The organism is Ureaplasma diversum (genome assembly GCF_000941095.1).
Classification (GTDB): Bacteria; Bacillota_I; Bacilli_A; order Mycoplasmatales; family Mycoplasmoidaceae; genus Ureaplasma; species Ureaplasma diversum.
Genome location: NZ_CP009770.1, coordinates 405,640 through 428,634 on the forward strand (window position 1 = coordinate 405,640; position 22,995 = coordinate 428,634).

Below are 22,995 nucleotides of genomic sequence, written 5' to 3' on the forward strand. Positions count from 1 at the left end.
TGGGAGATTTTTCTTTTGCTTTTTTAGTGGTTAATTATCTAATAATTATTTTTCATCTTCATCAATTCAATCATAGAAAAGCATTGAAATGTAAGATTGAATAATCGTTTTTGAACGTTCTTCAATGTACTTTTTGTTTTTATCAAATTGCTCTCTGTTTATGTTCTTGATATCTCAAATATGTTGATTTTCTTTTTTGTTTTCATCAGGGGTCGGGGTTTGAATTACATAAGGTAATGAGATAGTTTTTGTTTTATGGAATTCTAGTTTATTTAGTCTGCCAATTTGTCCTATTTTTACTGATTCATCAAATGGTTCAAAATTAAACATCTTATACTTAGTATCTTTACCTTTATTAGTAATATTACTTTTATCAGGATCACCTTTAGATGTATCGGTTCTATTACCTTTTGAACTGTTGTCTTTTCGAGTTATTAAAGAACCATTACCAATTTTATGAATTACATTCTGAATTTCAAAGTCTTGAATATTTTGTTTATAAAAATATTCTAAATCTTGATCCTTTAATTTTTGAGCTAGATTATGATCATATGTATATGGAATAAAATCAAATATACCTACTGTCTCATCATCACTATTATAACCTTTGAAATATTGTGGTGTGTCAAACCCAGTTTGACCAACACCATAAGCTAATCTTCCTAAAATGATCTTACAAATTTCGTTTATGTTTTTGTTTTGAGTTTTATTTTCTTTAGTTTTTTCTGAATTAAGTTCATTTAGTAAATAAACATAAAGTTCACTAATCTTAGTTTCTTTTGATGGTTCTTTTAGTTCTGTAATAATATCTTCTAATTTTTGATATAAAACAGAAGGTTGAATTAATTTATTATCTTTATTTACTATTTCTTCACAAATTTTAGTAATTATTTTAGGTAATGATTGTCCCCTAAATTTGATTCTTCAAAGAACAACAAATTTTTCAATTTGAACTAAATACTTACTAAATGATTCGTGATTGTTGTCTGGCTTTTCTAAACTAAAAATCCTAAAGTGTTCAGCTAAAGTTCAAACTAACATTGCAAAGATTGATTTTCTACCACCATGAGATAGGTGATAAATTTGAAAATTAATATATTTTGTTTTCTTATTTTTGGCTATAAACTCATAGGTATTATTTTTTAATTTTGCTAATGCATCAATTTTGTTTTTATCTAGAATTTGAATTAATTCATCACTAGATCCATATGAACAATAGTTAAATTCAAGAATATCGTTTCAAAGCAAATTTAAATAATCAGGATCATCATTATTTTTTTCATACTCTTTTAGAAGTATTTCAAATTTCTCTAATGAGTTGATGATTCTATCACTATAGTCACGATCGATATTAACAATAGCATTAAATAATTTATATTTAACTAATGCTGAATTTAAAAAGTTTTGAATTAAGTCTAAATCTTCATCTTTTGTTGAATTATAAGAATTTCTAAAATATAAATTTATAGAGTTATTGTAAATATCAACTAATTGATCTAATTCACTTATTTTTGTTCTAAATAAATCAAGTGCACCAAGCTTCTTGCTGTACCTATTTAAATTACAAAATATTTTAGTACATCTTTTCCGATCTAATTTTAATAAATAGGATACAACAAGTCTTGTTTTGTTTAAAACATAAGAAATAAAATCAATTAAAAGGTCTTTATCTTTTTGTATTTTTTCAGGAACTAGACTAACAATTTCTCTTCAATTTTTATAAAAACGACTTGCTTTAATTTCATTGCCTAATTTGTCTTTTAAATAATTTTCTGTTGTTATAATCTTTAAAAGATAGTTATAATTTTTATCATTTTTAGCAAATTCGTTAAGTAGTTTAATAATTTGTTTTATTGGTTTTGCTATTAATTCATTTAGTTTATTATTAGATTTTTCTTCTTGTTGGTTTGGATCTAGTTTGTAATAATATTTAATTAAAGCACACAATATTATTATTAAAGATGTTATTCTTTGTTGACCATCAAGGATGTATATTTTTCTATTTACACTACTACTAATAATAATGTTATTTAGTAATGAAAATTTAACTTCTTCATCTTTAAAATCATTAAATAATGTATCAAATAATCCAATAATAATATTTGCATCTCATGAATAAGTTCTTTGATATAAAGGTAATTCATATACTGCATGTTTTGATGTAAGAAAATCATATAAAGATGAGTTTATTAATGGGAAATCCTCATCAGAATTATTATCACTTTTATCAATTTCTTGATCCATTACATTCTTTTCATTTTTTTCTAAATGTTCTTTATTAAAACCATTAACACCAATTGCTATTTCAGATTCTCATAAAAGGTCTATGTTTGTTATTTCTTTTATTTGTTTATTAATGAAATTTTTCATAGAATCATAAACTTTGTGATTTAATGCTTTTTCATCACACAAGTATTCATTAATAAACTTAGTGTAAAATTCCATTGTTTTTTCTTCTGGTGATTGGATCGTTGTAAAGATATCATTGATCTTTAAGTCCATAAATTTATCATTAATTGTCATTATTAATGTTCATCAAAAGTTGTAAACACTTCTATTCCTATCATCCCTATTTTCACTAGAAATAGGAAAAAGAATATATTTTTTAATATGGTTACTAAAATTATCAATAATAAATTCCTTAATGATTTTTTTCTTATCTTCATTAAAATCTTTTAAAGGATGCTTTTTTAAAAAATCTATAAATTTCTTATTAACAACATTCTTGTTGTTTTTGTATATAACAATTGAAAAAGCTTTTAAGATATCTAATAGTTGTCGATAAGTTGATTCACTATACCAACCATCCTTGTTGTTTTTCTTCTCTCCTTCAGAATAAAACTCAATGTCTTCTTTTTCTTTAAAAAATAACTTGGTATTATTGTCTTCATTAGTTTCTCATTCAATGATTAGATCATAATCAATTTGATCAAAATCGATTTGATCAAACCAATTTATAACACTTCTGTCAATATAACTATGAACATTAGTTCCTATTGTTCAATCTTTAAAGAAATCTTTAATGATATTTTCTCAGTACTCAATAGTTTTATTCATTAGATACATTCCCTTCTTCAATCTTTAAGATTACTTCAAATAAACACTCTATTGCTTCTACTACAATTGAGTTACCAGCTTGTCTGTATAAAGATTCTTTTGTTAGTATGTGGTTATTATATAAAGGAGTTAATTTATCAAAATCCTTATCACTAAAACCCATTAATTTATAAGCTTCACGGGGTGTTATAAATCTATAATTAAGTTTACTAGATTGATTGTTTTCAAATTCGATGATACCAGTACAAGGTATTCTATCTTGTTTTGTAGTTACTGTATTAATAATAAAATTAGAACTCTTGTTAATGATTTTTTCTGAATCAAGAAGTCTTCTTCTTGATGGAGTGTCATTGATTAAAGCATCGATGTTTTCTTTATTATCAGAACTAAAATCAAAAACTTTATTGAATTGTTTTTTAAGACCATTATGATCTAATTTCTTAGAATTTGTTAATTGATCAATATATAAAGTGAATGATAAATCATCATCAAATGGTGTACTTATTTCTTTTTTAACACTAAGAGCAAATACTCTTTCCCGTTTTTGGATTGAACCAACATTAATACCATTAATCGTTGTAGTAAATGTTTTATAACCAAAGTTGTCTAATACTTTTAATCATTTTTCATATTCTGGTTTAAACTTAGCACTTAACAAGTTTTTTACATTTTCCATTATTAAGTATTTAGGTTTAATTTCAGACTCATTAAGGATTCGATATATTTCTCATATTAAACTAGAAGTTGATTTATCATTATTGATTCCTTTAGCTCTACCCATGTTAGCAATTGATAAACCTTGACAAGGGAAAGAGTAAGTAATTAAATCAATGTTTAAATCTTTTATTATTTTTGCATCTAATTTAGTTATATCAACTTGATTGTTAGATAATAGAATTGAAGATGCTAAATATTCTTTAAATTGATCATCTTTCCCTTTTAATTTAGATGGTTTCTTTGAATCTAATGAAATAGTATATTTATCTAAAAACTGGTTAATATCATCACTTGTGTTTAAGTTATTAGCTAATAATACTTTTTTATAATTTTTATTTAAATCATGATGAATTGCTGCATAAGAAATATTAGCTCTTGCATCTCAATCAGCTGTTGCAACAATTTCAAACACTAACCCTTTCTTATTAAGTTTCTTAATTGCTTTATGTTGAGCACCAATTCCTGAAAAAGTTTCTAAAATATTGATCTTTTTATCTTGTTTGTTTACAAGACAAAAATCCTTAACTTTTGTTAAGGTATCTTTTTGTTTTTTCAAGAATTAAGGGTTTATAAAAATTACATAACCTTATATATATATATATATATATATATATAATTATGTAAAGTCGTGAAATTAATTAAATTTTTCAGAAAATACGGAGTCATACTTTTTATTATACATCTTTAAATAAATGAGAATTTAAAAAAACATATTTTTATAACAAAATAAACAGAGATATAAACCCTTTGTTTATTTATATTAGATTTAAATTTTTATCTTATTTCATGCTCTTTTAAATAAACCTTAAATCAGTACTTTAAAAATCTTATTATTAATAAAATAATGTCTCTTTTGTTTTTGCTTGTTTATCTTAATATTGATATAATTAATATTTATAGTTAGGTTGGTGTTTATCTTGGAAAAGAGATATGATGTAATAGTCATTGGGGCTGGTCATGCTGGTTTAGAAGCCGCTTTTGCTGCTTCTAATTTAAACAACAACACTTGTTTAGTAACCCTAGATGAAAAAGGGATTGGATTAATGCCTTGTAATCCATCAATTGGTGGTCCTGCTAAAGGAATAGTAACAAGAGAAATTGATGCATTAGGTGGGATTCAGGGAAAAGCAGCTGATGCTACAACAATGCAAATGAAAATTCTTAACTCATCAAAAGGTCCAGGGGTTTGAGCAATTAGAGCTCAAATTGATAAATTAGCTTACCAAGAATGATTTAAAACACAAATCAAACAACAACCTAATTTAAGTCTAGTAATTGGTGAAGTAGTTGAATTAATAGTTGAAGATAAAACTATTAAAGGAATTAAATTGGCTGATAATACTTGTTTATATGCAAAAGTAGTTATTATTACTGCAGGTACTTATCTTCAATCAATTACACATCGTGGAAAAGTACAAGTAGATGAGGGAGCAGATGGTAATAAAAATGCTAAATTCTTATCTAAAGATCTAATTAAGCTTGGTTTTAGTTTAATTAGATTAAAAACAGGTACACCTCCTAGAATCCATAAAGATAGTATTGATTATTCTGTTATGGCTTATGAACCTGGCACAAATGAAAATATTGCATTTTCTCACTATCAACCAACTTATAAACCTTTTGAAGATCAATTACCTTGTTATATTATTCATACTCAACCAGATACACATCAAATCATTGCTAATAATCTAAATGAATCAGCTATGTATGGTGGTTCTATTAAAAGTATTGGACCAAGATATTGTCCTTCTATTGAAGATAAAATTGTTAAGTTTGCTGAAAAAGAAAGACATCAAATCTTTGTTGAACCAGAATCTTATAATTTAGATTCAATTTATTTAGGTGGTTTTAGTACTTCAATGCCAGTTGAAGTCCAAGAAAAAATGATAAGAACTTTACCAGGTTTAGAAAATTCCAAAATTTTAAAATATGCTTATGCTATTGAATATGATGCAATTGACCCAACACAACTTTATCCAACCCTTGAAGCTAAACTAATTAATAATTTATTTTTTGCTGGTCAAATTAATGGAACTTCAGGTTATGAGGAAGCTGCAGCTCAAGGATTAATGGCTGCTATTAATGCTCACCAAAAAATCCATAATAAAGCTCCTGTTGTTTTAGGTCGTGATGAAGCTTATATTGGAGTCATGATTGATGATATAGTAACTAAAGGTGTTAATGAACCATATCGATTATTAACAAGTAGAGCAGAACATAGATTAAGCTTAAGAAATGATAATGCTGATGATCGATTAATTAAAATAGGTTATGAAATTGGTTTAGTTAAACAAGAAGTATATGATGATTATTTAAACAAAAAACAAATCATCAACCAAGTTTTAGAATGATTAAAAACCACAACAGTTGGTCAAGTAGATCAACTTAAATTTACTACATCTAAAACTAATACTTATTTAATTGATTATCTAAAACGACCAGAAATAAAATTAAATGATTTACTTCCTTTTTATCCAATTCCATTAACTTTAGACGATCAACTAATTAGTAAGATTCAAATTCAAGTTAAATTTGAAGGATATATAAAAAACCAAGAAGAAAATCTAAAACAACTAAAGAAACTAAATAAGATTAGTTTAGTTGATATAGAAGATTATCATACTATCCCTAACATATCATATGAAACAAGAGAAAAACTAAATAAAATTAAACCATTAGATTTAGATCAAGCAAGTCGAATCAGTGGAGTTAATTTAACTGATATTGTAATGATTAAATACTATATAGAAAGAATTAAGAATGAACAAAACTAATTTTGTTATTGAACTTAAAAAACACTTTTCTTTTGTTGATGAAAATATGATCAATTTAATTGAACAATATAAGAATTTAGTTCAAGAATATAATCAACAATTTAACTTAACAAGATTAGATGATGATAGTTTAATTTATGAACAATTTATTTTAGATTCATTAATTCCTTATAAAGATCTTAATTGAAAAAATCAACAATTATCTTTAATTGATATTGGAACTGGATCTGGGATTCCTGGAATTCTTTTAAAGATTGTTTTTCCATCTTTAAAAGTTGTTTTATTAGAAGCAAATTCTAAAAAGTGTTCATTCTTAAACATTGTAATCAATGCTCTTAATTTATCAGACATAGAAGTATGGAATATGAGAGCTGAAGAGTTAAGTTCAAAGATGCGAGAAAGTTTTGATATAGCTACTTCACGTGCTGTTGCTAGTTTATATAAAATTTTAGAAATCTCAAGCCCTTTTGTTAAAGTTGGTGGTTATTTAGTTCAACCTAAAGGATTAAATTTAGAAAGTGAACAACAAATAGCTACTAATACTATTAATATTCTTGGATTAGAACAAGTTAATTTATTAGAATACAAAGTAACAAATCATACACATAAAGTTGTGATATATCAAAAACAAAAAGTAACTGATCTAGCTTATCCTCGTTCTTGAAGTTTAATCTCTAAAAAACCTTTATAAATTTAAAAGTAGGTGTTTATGCTAACAGAATTGTCCTATATTATTACAGTAGTTGGTGTTGTTGGATGTATTTGCTTAACTGTAGCTTATAGTTTTCAAACCTATAAAGTATTTCAATCAAAAAGAACTGATGGCTTGTCTTTCAGTTTTTTAATTTTAGTAAGTGTTGCTTGTTTTTTATTTGGTGTTTATGGAGCTTTACAAATTGGTTTATCACCAACTATTATTGTTGGTATCCAAAACGGTTTAGCAATTATGATTTCTAATTTCATCGCTTCATTATTAAGTGTAGTAATGCTAGTTTATAAAATTATTAATTACAATAAAGCAAAGAAACACCAATTAAGTGAAAAAGCTTATTATGAACAAATGGTTGCCCCATTTCTAAATCAACAAACTAAACAAAATGAAGGTAATAAATAAAAAATATGAACAATAATTTAAATATTATCTCTTCTTTGTTTAATGAAACAATTAATCAAACTAATACTAACAACACTAATCTAATTATCATTATTAGTTTTGGTTTAGTATCAAGTGTATTATTACTTGCTGCTTTTTTACCACAAACAATTTATACAATTAAAACTCGTAACACTACATCATTAAGTACATCAATGTTTAGTTTGGTGTTCTGTGCTCGTTTCTTATTTTCTTTATCAGCTGTTTTATTAATAGTTAGATATGTTTTATTAGAAGATTATGGAATAGCACTTTATGCATCCAGTTTACCATTATTAATATGCCATGGTATTAATTTATTTTTAAATGGAATTATATTGATCTTTAAGATATATAACTTAAAGAAAGCTAAGGATAATAATATGTCTGAAGCTCAATGAATTGATCATTATCATTTTATAAAAGAACATAAGAAAAGGCAAAGCTAGAAGAGAAATTTCTTCTAGCTTTTTGTTTGTTTGTGATGGGTTGGAATAAGGTGGGTTTAGGAGTTGTTTCCCACTTAAGTATAAAAAAGTAATGGGTTGTTTTTTAACTAAATCTGATTTCTTTACTTGTTGTGGTTAACTTTAAAAAGTAAAGAAAATAGCAACACCGTTTTGTTAATCTGCTATTGATTTTATGTTGCTAAAATATTATTAATTCCTATTTGTTCTTAACTATTTCTAAAAGGATCTAAAAATGAATTTGATTGAATATTTAAATAAATCAACAAACCATGAAAAACTATTGAAACTAGAAAAAGATAATCTAGATTGATTAAAAACAGTGGTTGCTTTTTCTAATACTAGAGGTGGGAAAATTATTTTTGGTATCAATGACAATGATAAATGTGTTGGCTTAACTAATGCCAAAAAAGATGCAGAATCTATTAGTGAATTTATCAAAACCAAATTAGAACCTTTACCATTATGTGAATTAACAATTCACTCTGAATCAAGTAAAGAATTTATTGTCCTAACTGTTTATTCAGGAAATGAAACTCCTTATTATTTTAGTGATTCAAAAAACAAAATAGTTTATGTACGAAAAGGAAATGAAAGCGTTGTTGCAACCAATAGCCAATATAAAGCTCTTATATTAAAAGGTTTAAATAAAACCTTTGATAATTTATCTACAAACATAAATTTTAATGATGTTTCTTTTGGACTTTTAAAAACTGTTTATTATCAAAAAACAAGAAAAGAATTAGAAGAGGTTGATTTTACTTCATTTTTATTAGTTGATAAAAATAATAATCTTACTAATGCTGGAGCATTATTTGCAGATGGGCAATTAGTTTATCAATCTAGAATTTTTGCAACTCGTTGAAAAGGATTGAATAAATTAAACAATAAATTAGAAGCATATGATGATAAAGAATATCAAGGAAATTTATTATATTTGCTTGAAAAAGGCGAAGACTTTATCAACAGTAATTCAGTTAAAATGTGAAGAAAAGCTAACCATCAAAGAATTGAGTATCCAGACTACCCTGAATTAGCAGTAAGAGAAGCATTAACAAACGCTTTGATTCACCGAGATTATAGTGAAATTGGTTCAGAAATTCATATTGATATGTATGATGACCGTTTAGAAATTTATTCACCTGGCGGGATGGTTGATGGTAGTATCATTCAAAATACAAATGTATATGATGTTGCATCAAAAAGAAGAAACCCTATCATTGCCGATGTTTTTAATCGTATGAATTTAATGGAAAGAAGAGGTAGTGGTCTAAAGAAAATATTAGATAGTTATGTTGCTCAAATAAATTATAGAAATGAATTAGAGCCTGAGTTTAAATCTAGTGATAGTTCATTCTATATAATATTAAAAAATCTTAATTATGAAAATAATAAAAGAGTGGCGATAAATGATGCTGATAATACCAAAAGAATGGCGATAAATGATGATATTGGCGATAAAACAGCGGCGATAAATCAGAAGAACGGCGATAAATCAGAAGAGTGGCGATAAAACTCCTAAAAATAATAAATTAGTGGCAATAAATCAGAAGAACGGCGATAAATTAACGGCGATAAATCAGAAGAGTGGCGATAAAACTGATAAAAGCAATAAAATAACGGCGATAAATCAGAAGAGTGGCGATAAATTAACATCTATAAATAGTGAAAGTGGCGATAAAACTCCTAAAAATAATAAATTAGTGGTGATAAATTAACGGCGATAAGTGATACTGATAATACTAAAAAAGCGGCGATAAATCAAAAGAATGGCGATAAACCACTATATTTAAAAGATAGACAAAAAGATATTATTTTAGATTTTGCTAAGAAAAATAAAGAATTTGTTTCAAAAGAAATCGAAACCATTCTAAACCTTAAGCATTCTAGAGTCCGTTTCATGTTATCAGAACTGGTTGAAGAAAATTTATTAGCACCAATTGGTGCTAATAAAAACAGAAAATACACCTTAAATAATTAATAATATTTTTACTTATGATATTTAGTATTGTTGATAATACTAAAGGCTCTATAAATTTGTTCACTCAATAATAATTTAGCTATATTGTGAGCAAACGTCATTGGTGAGAAAGATAATAAAAAATTAGCTCGTTGATAAACACTTTGACATAACCCATTAGATCCGCCAATTACAAAAGCAATTGAACTAATTGCTTGATTTTGTAATTTAGTAATCATTTCACTTAATTGAACACTATTTATCATTTTTCCTTCAATAACTAGTGCAACAACATAATCCTTTGGTTCAATATATTTGATGATTCTACTAGCTTCTTTAGCTTTTATTTGGTTAATGTTTTCAACACTTAATTGAGCACTTTCAGGTTCATCATCAACTTCTATACAACTAACTTTAGTAAACTTGTTAATTCGTTGTATATAATCATTAATAACACAATTTAAATGTTTGTTTTTGATCTTTCCAACTGAAATAATTTTTATTTTCATAATTTCTATATTAACTTAATTTTTAAGACTTTAATAATCAATAATTCTAATTCTACATTATTAGCATTAATCTAGTTTAAGGATTTAAAGCTTTATTGTAAAATTAAAATATTAATATTAAAGGAAATGAAATCATGAAATATTTATTAGCTAATTTTAAAATGAATGCTAACCAGCAAATGTTAAATCAATACTTTTATCAAATAGATCAATTTGATGCTGATAAGTTAACAATAAAATTAGCTATTGGTGATTTATATTTAGATCGATTCAATGATCAAGCTAAACAAAAACAAGTTGAGCTAATGGCTCAGGATGTTTTTTCAGAACGAAGCGGGGCTTACACTGGTCAAATTAGTTATAGTCAAATACTTGATATTGGTATCAATTCAACCTTAATAGGTCATTCAGAACTTCGATTCTATCAACCCCAAGCTCTTGTAGACCACAAAACAAAAACAGCTTTAGCTAATAATTTAAATGTTGTTTTATGTATTGGCGAAGATGATTTTGTTTATGAAGAAAAAAAATCAATTTCTTTTATTATTGATCAATTAGTTAATGTTGTTAATTATAAGAATCTTAAAAACTTAATTGTTGCTTATGAACCAATTTTTGCTATTGGTAAAGAAGCAGCTAGTTTAGAACACATTAATAAAGTTACTCAAGTTATTAAAACTTATTTATATAATTGTACAAATTTAAACATTCCTGTTTTATATGGGGGGTCTGTTAATGTATCTAATCTAGAAGATATATTATCTATTAAATGTATTGACGGTGTTTTAGTTGGTAATGCTTCATTAGATGTTAATAATTTAAATCAAATGATAAAAATAATGACCAATTTAAAAGATAAGGATGATCAACAATAATGAATCTAAAAAAGAAAGTAGCTTTAGTCATTTTAGATGGTTATGGAATAGGTAAAAAAGATAGTACTGATGCTATTTATTTAGCTAATCCAAGTTGTATCAATCAACTAATGAAAGATTATACAACTATATTTCTTCATGCTTCAGGAAAGCATGTTGGATTAGCTGATAACCAGTTTGGAAACAGTGAAACTGGTCACCTTTTAATCGGATCAGGAAGATTATTAACTAGTCCAAACCAGTTAATTAATGAATCAATACAAAATAATGAATTAATAACTAAACTTAAGTCAATAAATAGTAATAGAATCCATTTAGTTGGAATGTATTCAAAAGGATTAGTTCATAGTAATTATGAACACATCAACTATTTAATTAATCAATTAGCTAAAGATATTAATAAAACTATTATTGTTCATTTAATAGTTGATGGTAGAGATAGTTATCAATATGATTTCATTAATTATATTGATCAATTAGAAGTATTAATTAATCAACATGATAATGTTTATTTAAAATCAATTTCTGGTCGTTATTATGCAATGGATCGAGATCAAAGATGAGATCGAACCCAGTTAGCTTTTAATGAGATGTTTACATTAGAAAATAATTTAGTTAACAAACAACTAAAAGATATTTTTAATGAGTTTAAAGAACAAGAAATTAGTGATGAGTTTATTAAACCTTTTAGTTTATTATCAAATGATCAATATGCACTAAAACCTAATGATTGTGTCTTATTAGTTAACTATCGTGCTGATCGAATAATGCAATTAACACATCTAATTAAAAATCAACAAAATTATCAATATATAAATCCATTTAATATTGATCAAATTGAACTAACAACAATTACACAAATCCCAAAAGTTAACTCTAATGTATTAGTTAATAAAAAAGAAATTAAAAATAGTTTAGGTGATGTTTTAAGAGCTAATAATATTAAGCAAGCAAGAGTTGCTGAAACCGAAAAATATGCTCATGTTTCTTTCTTTTTTGATGGGGGAAATTATGTTTATTATCCATCTAAAAAACAATTTTTAGTTCCATCAGCTAAAGTAGCTACTTATGACTTAAAACCAAGTATGTCAGCTAATTTAATTACTCAAACAATTATTGATCATTATGATCAGTTTGATGTTTTTGTAGTTAATTATGCAAATGCAGATATGGTTGGACATACTGGTAATTTAAAAGCAACGATTCAAAGTGTTAAATCTTTAGATGATGAAATAAAGAAACTTTATGATTATTTTAAAGAAAATAATGGAGTGTTATTTATAACAGCAGATCATGGTAATGCTGATTTAATGCTTGATGATCAAAACCAACCATTAACTACTCATAGCTTAAACCAAGTACCATTTATTATTACTGATAAAAGTGTTAGATTTAAAGAAATTATTAATGGATCAATAGCTAATGTAGCACCAACTCTTTTAGATTATTTAGGTTTATTAAAACCAGTTGAAATGACTGAGGATAGTTTGATCGAAGTTTGTTTCCATAAATAGATTGCTTGTTTTGAGATCAGCAATAAAAACACATTAAAAAATGTAGGTTGAAGTGCTATAAACACCAAAACCTACTTTTTTAATTAATACTAATTAATTACTTTAGTTTTATAAAAACTTATTTATTTAAATTATTGAACAACTTTAACTCGGTCAACAGAATCTTTTTCTTTTGGTTCTAATTCTGATTCAATACCACCAAAAGGCATTTGAGCTAATAATACATAGTCTTCTGGTAAATCTAATAATTTTTGTAATCTTTTATCAATTACTGGATTGTAGTGTTGAAGTGAAGCACCAATGTTTAATTCTCTTAATACTGTTCAAATTGCAATTTGTAAAGCTCCATTAGTTTGATTAGCTCAAACTGGGAAATTATCAGCATAAGCTCCAAATGCATCTTGCATTTGTTTAATTACATTGTTGTCATAATAAAATAAGATAGTTCCAGCTCCAGCTTTGAACATATTGATTTTTTCAATAGCTACTTTGCCTTCATAAGCATTGTATATTTCGTCTCAAATTTGTTCGTGCTTTTCATCAAAAGCAACAATTACACGAGTGCTTTTACTATTAAAAGCATCTGGAATTAATTCTGTTACTTCTTTAATTTTTTGAACAATTGTTTCTTTAGATACTTCTAAATTTTTGTTGATATTGTAATATGATCTTCTTTTTGATAAAGATTTAATAATGTCCATGTTATTTCCTTAAAATTAATATTTTCATATTAATTAAATTATAAATTAAAAGGAATAATTAGTCTTTTAAAAAGGTTCAAAAATAATCAAATAAAGACTTATTCTAGTTCTTGATACATTTTTTTAATTTTGTTGTTAATGTGATTAAGACCACTTTTTGTAATTTGGATATTATAATCAGATTCCATTAAGTTAGCAATTTCAACTAAAGATAGTTCTGGATTATTAATTCGCACTTCACAATATGTTAAAAATGAGTAGTTTTGTTTTTGATATAGTGGGTGTTTTGCTTTGATTTTAGTTATCATTTGTTTAGCTAAAACACCAGCTTTTGAAGACTTATCAATATTTTGTACATCTAAGTTATTTAAGCGTTGAATCTGATTACTAAAATCTTTAGCAATTCTTATTTCTTCAAACATAAAAAAAGAATTACTAGCTTTAATTGCTTTTAGAAAATCAGAGATCATTTCTGATCTTTTAAAATAAATAATTTCTTTACTGTGTCTGTGAATTGATTTATATTCTAAACCAAACCTAGCTAAAGCTTTTTTTAATAAATAAGCATAGTTAACACTATCACATCTTAACTCTAAATGATAGTTTTCTTGTGGATGGGCAATTGATCCTCCCGATAACATTGCCCCTATTAAGAAATTAGAACAATACTTTTCTTGTTGAAAGTTTTGTTCGTTAACTTGATCATAGATCTTAATTAAATGTTCTAGTTTATCTAAACCATTATAAATTTCTAAAATATAGTTATTTTTATTAGTAGCTAATTTATCAGGTTCAATAATAAATTCATATTCTATATTAATGTTATTAAAAGCGCTAAGTGCACTAATAATAAAATCAATAATGTATCCATTTTGAGATTTAATAATCCATTTGGTTGGATTACCGAGCGAGATTGTTAAATTATTCTTTAAAAAAGAATACAAAATAACCTTATAGTCACTAATTGAATAATGATCATTAGTGTATAAGTCTTCTTTTACAAACTCACTAAATGTTAGTTGGTTATTTTGTTGGCTCTCAACTATTTCTTGTAATAAATTCTTTTGCATGAAGTGCTGCTATTGTTCCATCATTAACTGCTGTTGATATTTGACGAATGTTTTTGTTAACAATATCACCAGCTGCATATATACCTACAATTTGAGTAGACATATGTTCATCAGTATTAATAAAACCTGTTTTAGGATCATAAACTAAGTTGTTTGGTAATTTGATTCCACTTGGTAAAAGACCAATAAAAGTAAAATTACCTTTAACATAGATCTTTTCTTTAACTTTAGTTTCTTTGTCTTCGTACTCTAAACCCTCTAAACTATCATTACCAAAGAATGATAGAGTTTGTTTGTTCATTAAAGGAATAATGTTTGGAGTTTTTTGCATTAGTTGAATTGAATATTCTTCAGCAACAAAATGTGGTTTATTTGAAATTAAATAAACTTTATTACAAATTCCAGCTAAATAGATAGCTTCTTCAACAGCTGAGTTTCCAGCTCCGATTACAGATACATCTTGATCTTTAAATAAAACCCCATCACAGATAGCACAATAACTAATCCCTTTTTGTTCGAACTCAATTTCATTAGGAATATTAAGTTTTTTGTTTTTTGTTCCTGTGGCAATAATTACTGTTTTGGCTATTAGAGTTTGGTTTTTTAAAACAACTTCTTTGTAATTGTTATTAATCTTGATTTCAATTGCTTCATCAAAAATAAAAGTAGCATTTAGTTTAACCAATTGATCATACATATTATAAGCAAGCTGATAACCATCAATTTGCTCAAAACCAGGATAGTTTTCAACTGTAGCTGTTGTAGCTACTTTACCCCCTGGGTATTGTTTTTCAATAACAGCAACATCTAAATTAGCTCTTTTAGCATAAATACCAGCTGTTAAACCAGCTGGTCCTGCTCCTATGATTACAATATCATAAACTTTATTTTGATCCATATCACTTAAATCCTAACGGTGGCAGTAAAATAAGAATTCATTAGGTTGACGAATATCAGTTAGTTTTTTACGTCAACTCTTAGGAAGCATAAATGCAAAAATTGAATCAAGAATAAATCGGTTTCTAAATCTAGGGACAACAAATTGAATCAAGATTATTCCTAATAAACCAAAGACTAATAATAATGAGTTAATAACATAAGTTCCAGCAAATGTAAATTGACTAGCTCTTGCACTTTCAGTTACAAACCGAATAATTCCATAGAACATAAAATAAGAAGAAGCAACAACACCAATTCTGATTTGTTTAATCAATGGTACAACTAAATAAATGAATAAGAAAACAATAATGTTAAAGAATGATTCATATAAGAATAATGGTTGATAAATTAAATAAGGGGTGTTTGGGTCAATAATTGAACCTGGTTGAAGTAGATCAGTTAAATAGTGTTTCATCCCTTCAAAAACTGCAGGCATTGCATTCTTTAATCAATTAAGTGATTCAGGAGTTGCTTCAGCACCAAAGATTTCACCGTTAATAAAGTTTCCTCATCTACCTAAAGCTTGACCAATTAAGATTGTTGGAATAATTGCATCCGCATAAACTCACATACTTACTTGACGGATCACTTTATTTCCATCTACATCAACATCAGCTACATGATAAGCTGGTTTTTTAAGAATTAGTGGGAAGAAAATAGCAGCAGCTATTACACCACCAATTACCCCACCTTGAATCGCTAATCCACCAGATCTAAAATCAAAGAAATTTTGAGCATCTCCAATTGCTAATGACCATAGCCGTGCACATAAAATTGTTACTGGTACACATAAAAATAAATAATAAAAAGCTGGTTCTCAACTAACTTTGTAATAGAACTTAAGTCTTAAACAATAAGCTAAAACTGCAATCCCAAAACCACACATGAAGATGATTCCATATCAGTAAACAGGGAAGTTACCACCAATATTAAAGGCTTCACGATGGGCATGAACAAAGTTATTTAAACTACCTTGGGCTCCAACGGTTGTAATAAAATCCATCCTATTTTCCTTTCCTTGATAATTGTTCAATAAATGCTTGTGCTGAATTATAACCCGACATCTTTAATTTATAATCAGTTACTGCTGTTTCAATAATATCAGCAATACTTCGTCCTTCAATAACTGGAATCTTATAGTGAACAACATAAGCACCAGCAAACTGTTTATAATTTAAATCTTTTCCAAATCGTTCAAAAATAATTTTTTCTTCTTTTTGTGGTTTAATCAACTCAATTATGATCTCGATTCTTGTTGAATCAATCATTCTTTCAATTCCAAAAGAACGAGAGAAGTTAATAATACCAAGACCTCTTACTTCAATAAAATCTTTCGTTGATTCTTCTGCACTTCCATATATATTACCACCAATTCTAGTAACATTGATTGCATCATCACCAACAAAGATGTGTCCTTTCTTAACAAGTTCAATTGCAAGTTCGGACTTACCAACTCCACTCTCTCCAACTAACATTACTCCAATTCCAAAGATATCAACCAAAGTCCCATGGTGCATTGTTTGATTAGAAAGTTTTTGAGAAATATAAGAGTTAATAGTAAAGTTAAGTTCAAAGAAACTATAATCAACTTTAACAACAGGAATATTAAATTCCTTAGCAACTTTAAGCATAATATTAGTATGTTTAAAGTTTTTACCAAATAAGATCATTGGTGGATTAAGTTCAAAAATTGTTCGTAATTTCTTAGAAATAATTGAGTTTGAAAAATTGTTAAGGTAGTTTGATTCTTTAGAACCAAAATAAACAATTGATCAAATTTCTTTAAATAAAACTTCACCAGCTAATTCAAAACCAACCCGAATGATTCCTGTTGATGGAATTTCTCGATCAGTATAGTCTTCATTAACAACAATTTTTAAATCAAATTTCTTAACAACTTGACTTACAAACAATTTGTTTTTTGTTTCCATTTATAACCTTACTGTTACTTACAACTTTTATCTATTATTATAAAGCAAGCTTATATATTTTATAAAAATATCAAATAGATATTTGATTAATTAAAGAATTTCATCATCGATGAAATCATCACTTTTCTTAAACTGATCAATGATAATTTTATTATTAGCATTAACAGTCATAAAGAAATCTTCTTGAACTCGATATTTTCTAGAGTTACTATTTTTGTTTCTTAAGAAGTCTAAAATAGCATTGATTTTGGCTTCACTAACTCGTTTGATTTCAAAATGATTAAGCATTCTAAAAATAAGATGATACTGGATCGCATCACTTTGTAGATGGAAATAACTATAATCAAATTTAGCTTTTAAGAAATCAATTCAAGCAATTTGTACATTCTCATCTAATCATTTGTTTGCTTTGTTATATTTTTTAATTTGTTTATAAAAGTCTTCAAATTGTTGTGAACTTCAAGTAGCTATTGTTTTACGAACTGTATTTCGTTCATAAATGTCCATTTCATTTGTTTCATCAACAACAAAAGGGATATTGTTTGTTTGACAATGTCTTAATAAGGTTGATTTACGATAGTTAATAACTGGTCTTTTAATGATTAGTTGATTGATAACGGTTGTATCTCTAATTCCATAATATAAAGCTTTAGAACTTCTTGCTTTTTGCATATAAGCTGTTTCAACTCAATCATCTAAATTATGTGCAACATATAAAGTTTTTAAATTATATTTAATAGCTATTTCTTTAAAGAAGTCATATCTAATTGCTCGTGCTTGTGCTTGAAAGTTTTTGATTTGATCGTACTTTTCATAAACTGATTGATCTACATTTAAAATTTCTAAAGCAATGTTGTGCTTATCACAAAATGCTTTAACTACTTCGCTATCTTTAAAACTATCAGATCGTTTGTTATAGTTGATATGACAAACGACTTTAATGTGTTTTTTATATAAATCAAGCATTGCCATTGAATCTGGACCACCAGAGACAGCAGCTACAACTTTCTTAGAACTAAATAAATTAGTTATATTTGTTCATCATTTTTTCAAAGCTTTCTCCTTTAGTAAACTCAATACATGCAAAAGCAACATTAATTAATAATGGTTTAATAGTTACTAGTTCATCAATTTTAAAATTAGATAAAACATATTGATCAAGTGGAATTTGCGTATTTCTTCCTATTCCGATGCGAACTCTTTTAATGTCTTGTGTACTTAATAAATTAATAATGTTTTTGATTCCGTTTTGTCCACCTGATGAACCAGATAACCTTAGTTTAATTTTACCTACATTTGTATCAACATCATCATAAATTACAATAATGTTTGTTTTAGGGATATCAAAAAAATTAATAAATTTACTAACAAATTCTCCGCTTAGATTCATATAGGTTTGCGGTTTAGCTATATAAACTATATTATTATCAATTATTGTTTTAGTAAAATCACCCTTAAATTTAGTGTTATCTAATTTAAGGTTTAGTTGCCTTAATAATTCATCAATTGCCATAAAACCAACATTGTGTCGGTTTTTAGCATAATTAGCCCCGGGATTCCCTAATCCTACTATTAAAAACTTTTGCACAAGATATATTCCTTTTTTAAACAATTAACTAGCATAGTTTTGCACACAAATAATTTAACTATGTTATTTATTTTAAAGGGTTTTTGATTAGTTTTGCACATTTGCACACATTATAATTATTTTTATTATTAAATATAAATCAAATTAAATATTAATTAAATATATTTATTGATTATGCTGATTGATATTAATTTATTAACCTTATATAATTAAGGATATAAATTTATTAGGTAAAGATTATGAACATTATTATTAATACAAAGAAATTAAATGAAGCTTTAAGATTTAGTGCTACGATTGCTAACAATAATACTAATCCTACTTTAACTTGTGTTTTAATCGAAGTTAAAAGTAATAAGATTATTTTTAAATCATCAAACCCATCAGTTAGTGGACTTATTGAAATAGAAGATGGGTTTGAAGCTCTTAAAGAAGGAAAAGTATTAGTTCCTGCAAAAGTATTATTAGGGATTACATCTAAAATTAAAGATCAAAGCTTAGAGTTACAATTGATTGATAATAATGTTTTATTAGTAGATGCTGAAAAAATTAAAACCCAAATTAATGTAATGGATTTTAATAATTTTCCTAATATTGTGTTTGATTTAGATGGCTTTTTAAAAGTAGCTTTAAATGTTCAAATTATTAATGATATTCAAAACAAGATTTTAACTCATATTCATACTCCTGGAGTTAATGAAAGAGTAAGTGCAATTAGTGGAATTTATATTGATGCTAAAAGTGAAAATGGAAAATTAATAGCAATAGGAACTGATAAAGTAAAAGCAGCTTTACTTAGAAGTAATTACAATGGAGATCAATTTGATTTTATAATTCCAATTGGTTTTATGAAAAACATTGGTGATGTTTTAAGATTAATCGATGATAAACCTAATAAAGAAATTGAATTTTTCTTTTTAAACAGAACACTTGTGTTTAAAGTTAATAATGCTCAAATTCATGCTCGAATGATTGATGATAGTTATCCTAACCTTAAAGGGTTGTTTGATTATAGTACTTATCCTAATATTATTAAGGTTAAGAAGAATCTTTTAAATGATGCTATTGAAAGAGGATTGAGTATTGTAAGTAGTGAAAGTAATCCTAAGATTCAAATCAAATCTAATGGAAATGAATTAGAGACAAGGTTTAGTCGCCATGAAGTTGGCGATCTAAATGAATTTATTGAAATCGAAAATCTAACTAATACTAGTTTTGATGTTAAGGTAAATCCCCAATTCTTAGCATCAGTACTTAAGAATTCAGATAGCAATGAGATTTTAATTTATATCCCTGATAATGAAGAACAAAACATTAAAAAAGCGTTGATCTTTATGAATGAAAACGATCCTAATTTTATTCAGGTTTTATCTCGAATGAGAAATTAGCAAATTTTAACAAAATTGCACTGTTCAATCAAAAATGATTAAGGAAGACAAAAAACAAGCATTTAGGGCGTTTTTTGTTATTTTAAGCACTATATTTTAGTGGTGCTTTTGTTTTAATTTTACTAATTTGGTATAATTTAAAGTGTTGTGTATACATTTATAAGGTTTGGAGACTTAATAAATGATTATTAAAAAAATCGAAATTAACACTCCTTATATTACCCTTAATCAATTTTTAAAATTAACTGGGTTAATTAATAATGGAGGAGAGGCTAAGATGTGATTAGCTAATAATTCAGTATTAGTTAATAATGAGTCTGAAAATCGAAGAAATAAAAAGTTATACGATCAAACAATAGTTGAGTTTGATGGTGTTAAATACCTTATTTGTGGTTCACAAGAACAGGAGTAGATAAAATGGCAGATATGGAAAACAAATATACTGCTGATAGCATCAAGGTTCTTGAAGGTCTTGAAGCTGTTAGAAAACGTCCAGGAATGTATATTGGGACAACACAATCTGAAGGGTTGCACCACATGATTTGAGAAATCGTTGATAACTCAATCGATGAAGCAATGGGTGGATATGCAACAACAGTTCGTGTTGTTATTAAAAAAGAAGGCAGTATCTTAGTTGAAGATGATGGTCGTGGTATTCCTGTTGAAATACATGAAAAAACTAAAAAATCAGGGGTAGAAACAGTATTAACTGTTTTACACGCTGGGGGAAAATTTGACAACTCAAGTTATAAAGTTTCAGGTGGATTACACGGGGTTGGTGCTTCTGTTGTTAATGCGTTAAGTTCTTGATTTAAGGTTTGAGTTAACAAAGATCACAAAGTTCACTATATTGAATTTAGAAATGGTGGACACGCTGTTGATTCATTAAAAGTAATTAAAGAAAATGATCAAAAAGAAAAAGGAACAATAATTGAATTTTTCCCTGATTTTACTATTATGGAAAAAGCTGATTGAGATGAGTTAAAAATTATGGCTCGTTTAAAACAATTAGCTTATTTAAATAAAGGGGTTAATATTGTTTTTGAATCAGAACAAACTAACCGTAAAGAACAATGATGTTATAATGGTGGTTTAAAAGAATATATTGCCGATTTAAATGCTGAAAAAACAGCTTTATTTGAAGCTATTATTCATGGTGAAGAAGAAAAACAAGTTAAAGTTCCAGGGCATGATGATGAAACATATAGTATTAAATGCGAAGTTGCATTTCAATACAATATTTCATACAACGATTCTACGCACTCATTCTGTAATAATATTAATACAACAGAAGGCGGAACACATGAAGAAGGGTTTAAATTAGCTCTTGTTCGTTTAATTAACAAGTTTGCACTTGAAAAGAAATATCTTAAAGATACTGATGAGAAAATCACTAAAGAAGATGTAACCGAAGGATTAACTGCAATTATTTCAATTAAACACCCTAATCCTCAATATGAAGGACAAACTAAAAAGAAATTAGGTAATAGTGAAGTAAGACCGTTCGTTAACGAAATTACATCTTCTATTTTTGAGCGTTTTATTGCTGAAAATCCAGATGAAATTAAATTAATCATGGCTAAGGTAATGCAAGCTGCAGAAGCTCGAAGAAGAAGTACTGAAGCACGTGAAGCAACAAGACGAAAATCACCATTTGAATCAAACTCATTACCAGGAAAATTAGCTGATTGTTCAAATCGAGATTCATCTGTAACTGAACTTTACATTGTCGAAGGGGATTCAGCGGGTGGTTCTGCTAAAACAGGACGAGAACGTGAATACCAAGCAATTTTACCTTTAAAAGGGAAAATTATTAATGTTGAAAAAGCAAAGATTGATAAGATTTTTGCTAACGAAGAAATTCTTAATATGGTAACTGCAATAGGAGCAGGAATTGGACCAGAATTTAATATTGAAAAATTAAGATATTCTAAGATTATTATTATGACCGATGCTGATGTGGATGGTAGTCATATTCGTATCTTAATGTTAACTTTCTTCTATCGTCACATGTTACCTTTAATTCAAAACGGTAATGTTTATATTGCTCAACCACCGCTTTATAAAGTAACTTGAAACAGAAATGTTAAATATGCTTATAGTGAACAAGAATTAGAAGCTATTAAACAAGAAGTTGGTAATGCTAAATATAATATCCAACGATATAAAGGGTTAGGGGAAATGAACCCTGATCAGTTATGAGAAACTACAATGGATCCTAAAAATAGAATCTTATTAAAAGTAACTATTGAAGATGCTGCAATTGCTGATAAAACATTCTCTTTATTAATGGGTGATGATGTCCTTCCACGAAAAGAGTTTATTGAAAAAAATGCAAAGTATGTAAAGAATATTGATGCATAGGGAGGGTGT

At 26.8% G+C, this 22,995-nt stretch carries 21 protein-coding genes; 11 read left to right on the forward strand and 10 right to left on the reverse strand.

Annotated features, from left to right (window positions below; genetic code table 4):
* Positions 1 to 45: 45 nt before the first annotated feature.
* Both JM47_RS01645 and dcm read right to left on the reverse strand, forming a co-directional pair.
* Positions 46 to 3,057: a DUF262 domain-containing protein gene (locus JM47_RS01645; protein ID WP_208895228.1), complete on the reverse strand. Its 3,012-nt coding sequence runs from the start codon at positions 3,055 to 3,057 to the stop codon at positions 46 to 48.
* The gene (gene dcm, locus JM47_RS01650) at positions 3,050 to 4,309 is read right to left on the reverse strand and encodes a DNA (cytosine-5-)-methyltransferase (RefSeq protein WP_208895280.1); all 1,260 of its coding nucleotides are present in this window, start codon (positions 4,307 to 4,309) and stop codon (positions 3,050 to 3,052) included. The genes JM47_RS01645 and dcm overlap by 8 nt, the downstream gene beginning before the upstream one ends.
* Before the next feature lie 382 nt (positions 4,310 to 4,691).
* Here dcm and mnmG point away from each other — a divergent pair, with 382 nt between their 5' ends.
* The 6 genes from mnmG (at position 4,692) to JM47_RS01680 (ending at position 9,865) form a co-directional block, all read left to right on the forward strand.
* Positions 4,692 to 6,548 (forward strand): tRNA uridine-5-carboxymethylaminomethyl(34) synthesis enzyme MnmG, encoded by a 1,857-nt coding sequence (gene mnmG / locus JM47_RS01655; RefSeq protein ID WP_208895229.1) that lies wholly within the window; start codon positions 4,692 to 4,694, stop codon positions 6,546 to 6,548.
* Positions 6,535 to 7,239, forward strand: coding sequence for a 16S rRNA (guanine(527)-N(7))-methyltransferase RsmG (gene rsmG / locus JM47_RS01660; protein WP_208895230.1), 705 nt, complete (start codon positions 6,535 to 6,537; stop codon positions 7,237 to 7,239). Before mnmG ends, rsmG begins: the two co-directional genes overlap by 14 nt.
* Before the next feature lie 18 nt (positions 7,240 to 7,257).
* Positions 7,258 to 7,662, forward strand: coding sequence for a PQ-loop domain-containing transporter (locus tag JM47_RS01665; protein WP_038103213.1), 405 nt, complete (start codon positions 7,258 to 7,260; stop codon positions 7,660 to 7,662).
* A 5-nt stretch (positions 7,663 to 7,667) separates the two neighbouring features.
* Complete coding sequence (locus JM47_RS01670; protein WP_208895231.1) at positions 7,668 to 8,129, forward strand: SemiSWEET family sugar transporter; 462 nt, start codon at positions 7,668 to 7,670, stop codon at positions 8,127 to 8,129.
* 253 nt (positions 8,130 to 8,382) lie between these two features.
* Positions 8,383 to 9,660, forward strand: a complete 1,278-nt coding sequence (locus JM47_RS01675; RefSeq protein WP_208895232.1) for an ATP-binding protein — start codon at positions 8,383 to 8,385, stop codon at positions 9,658 to 9,660.
* A gap of 22 nt (positions 9,661 to 9,682) precedes the next feature.
* On the forward strand, positions 9,683 to 9,865 hold the full coding sequence (locus tag JM47_RS01680; RefSeq protein ID WP_208895233.1) for a hypothetical protein: 183 nt from the start codon (positions 9,683 to 9,685) through the stop codon (positions 9,863 to 9,865).
* Positions 9,866 to 10,136: 271 nt separating this feature from the next.
* On the opposite strand, the gene rlmH is transcribed toward JM47_RS01680, so the two are convergent.
* Complete coding sequence (gene rlmH, locus JM47_RS01685) at positions 10,137 to 10,616, reverse strand: 23S rRNA (pseudouridine(1915)-N(3))-methyltransferase RlmH (RefSeq protein ID WP_208895234.1); 480 nt, start codon at positions 10,614 to 10,616, stop codon at positions 10,137 to 10,139.
* A gap of 134 nt (positions 10,617 to 10,750) precedes the next feature.
* Between rlmH and JM47_RS01690 the strand changes: the two genes are divergently transcribed.
* A complete protein-coding gene (locus JM47_RS01690; protein WP_208895235.1) occupies positions 10,751 to 11,491 on the forward strand; it encodes a triose-phosphate isomerase in 741 nt (246 codons plus the stop codon).
* Positions 11,491 to 13,005 (forward strand): 2,3-bisphosphoglycerate-independent phosphoglycerate mutase, encoded by a 1,515-nt coding sequence (gpmI, locus tag JM47_RS01695; protein ID WP_208895236.1) that lies wholly within the window; start codon positions 11,491 to 11,493, stop codon positions 13,003 to 13,005. The genes JM47_RS01690 and gpmI overlap by 1 nt, the downstream gene beginning before the upstream one ends.
* Positions 13,006 to 13,136: 131 nt before the next feature.
* Here the strand turns inward: gpmI and JM47_RS01700 are convergent, their stop codons facing one another.
* The 7 genes from JM47_RS01700 to pth form a co-directional block, all read right to left on the reverse strand.
* Positions 13,137 to 13,706 (reverse strand): nitroreductase family protein, encoded by a 570-nt coding sequence (locus tag JM47_RS01700; RefSeq protein ID WP_208895237.1) that lies wholly within the window; start codon positions 13,704 to 13,706, stop codon positions 13,137 to 13,139.
* A gap of 98 nt (positions 13,707 to 13,804) precedes the next feature.
* Positions 13,805 to 14,776 carry a DNA-binding protein WhiA gene (gene whiA, locus JM47_RS01705; RefSeq protein WP_038102095.1) on the reverse strand — a complete coding sequence of 324 codons (972 nt, stop codon included), beginning with the start codon at positions 14,774 to 14,776 and terminating at the stop codon, positions 13,805 to 13,807.
* Positions 14,730 to 15,674, reverse strand: a complete 945-nt coding sequence (locus JM47_RS01710; RefSeq protein WP_038102092.1) for an NAD(P)/FAD-dependent oxidoreductase — start codon at positions 15,672 to 15,674, stop codon at positions 14,730 to 14,732. The genes whiA and JM47_RS01710 overlap by 47 nt, the downstream gene beginning before the upstream one ends.
* Positions 15,675 to 15,686: 12 nt before the next feature.
* Positions 15,687 to 16,718, reverse strand: a complete 1,032-nt coding sequence (gene lgt / locus JM47_RS01715; protein WP_208895238.1) for a prolipoprotein diacylglyceryl transferase — start codon at positions 16,716 to 16,718, stop codon at positions 15,687 to 15,689.
* Position 16,719: 1 nt separating this feature from the next.
* The gene (gene hprK / locus JM47_RS01720; RefSeq protein WP_038102088.1) at positions 16,720 to 17,646 is read right to left on the reverse strand and encodes an HPr(Ser) kinase/phosphatase; all 927 of its coding nucleotides are present in this window, start codon (positions 17,644 to 17,646) and stop codon (positions 16,720 to 16,722) included.
* A 90-nt stretch (positions 17,647 to 17,736) separates the two neighbouring features.
* A complete protein-coding gene (gene tilS / locus JM47_RS01725) occupies positions 17,737 to 18,699 on the reverse strand; it encodes a tRNA lysidine(34) synthetase TilS (RefSeq protein WP_208895239.1) in 963 nt (320 codons plus the stop codon).
* On the reverse strand, positions 18,671 to 19,234 hold the full coding sequence (gene pth / locus JM47_RS01730) for an aminoacyl-tRNA hydrolase (protein ID WP_208895240.1): 564 nt from the start codon (positions 19,232 to 19,234) through the stop codon (positions 18,671 to 18,673). Before pth ends, tilS begins: the two co-directional genes overlap by 29 nt.
* 239 nt (positions 19,235 to 19,473) lie before the next feature.
* Between pth and JM47_RS01735 the strand changes: the two genes are divergently transcribed.
* The 3 genes from JM47_RS01735 (at position 19,474) to gyrB (ending at position 22,986) form a co-directional block, all read left to right on the forward strand.
* Positions 19,474 to 20,622, forward strand: coding sequence for a beta clamp domain-containing protein (locus JM47_RS01735; RefSeq protein WP_038103493.1), 1,149 nt, complete (start codon positions 19,474 to 19,476; stop codon positions 20,620 to 20,622).
* 181 nt (positions 20,623 to 20,803) lie between these two features.
* Complete coding sequence (gene yaaA, locus JM47_RS01740; protein ID WP_244870389.1) at positions 20,804 to 21,034, forward strand: S4 domain-containing protein YaaA; 231 nt, start codon at positions 20,804 to 20,806, stop codon at positions 21,032 to 21,034.
* A gap of 5 nt (positions 21,035 to 21,039) precedes the next feature.
* Positions 21,040 to 22,986 (forward strand): DNA topoisomerase (ATP-hydrolyzing) subunit B, encoded by a 1,947-nt coding sequence (gyrB, locus tag JM47_RS01745; protein WP_208895241.1) that lies wholly within the window; start codon positions 21,040 to 21,042, stop codon positions 22,984 to 22,986.
* The last annotated feature ends 9 nt before the right edge of the window (positions 22,987 to 22,995 follow it).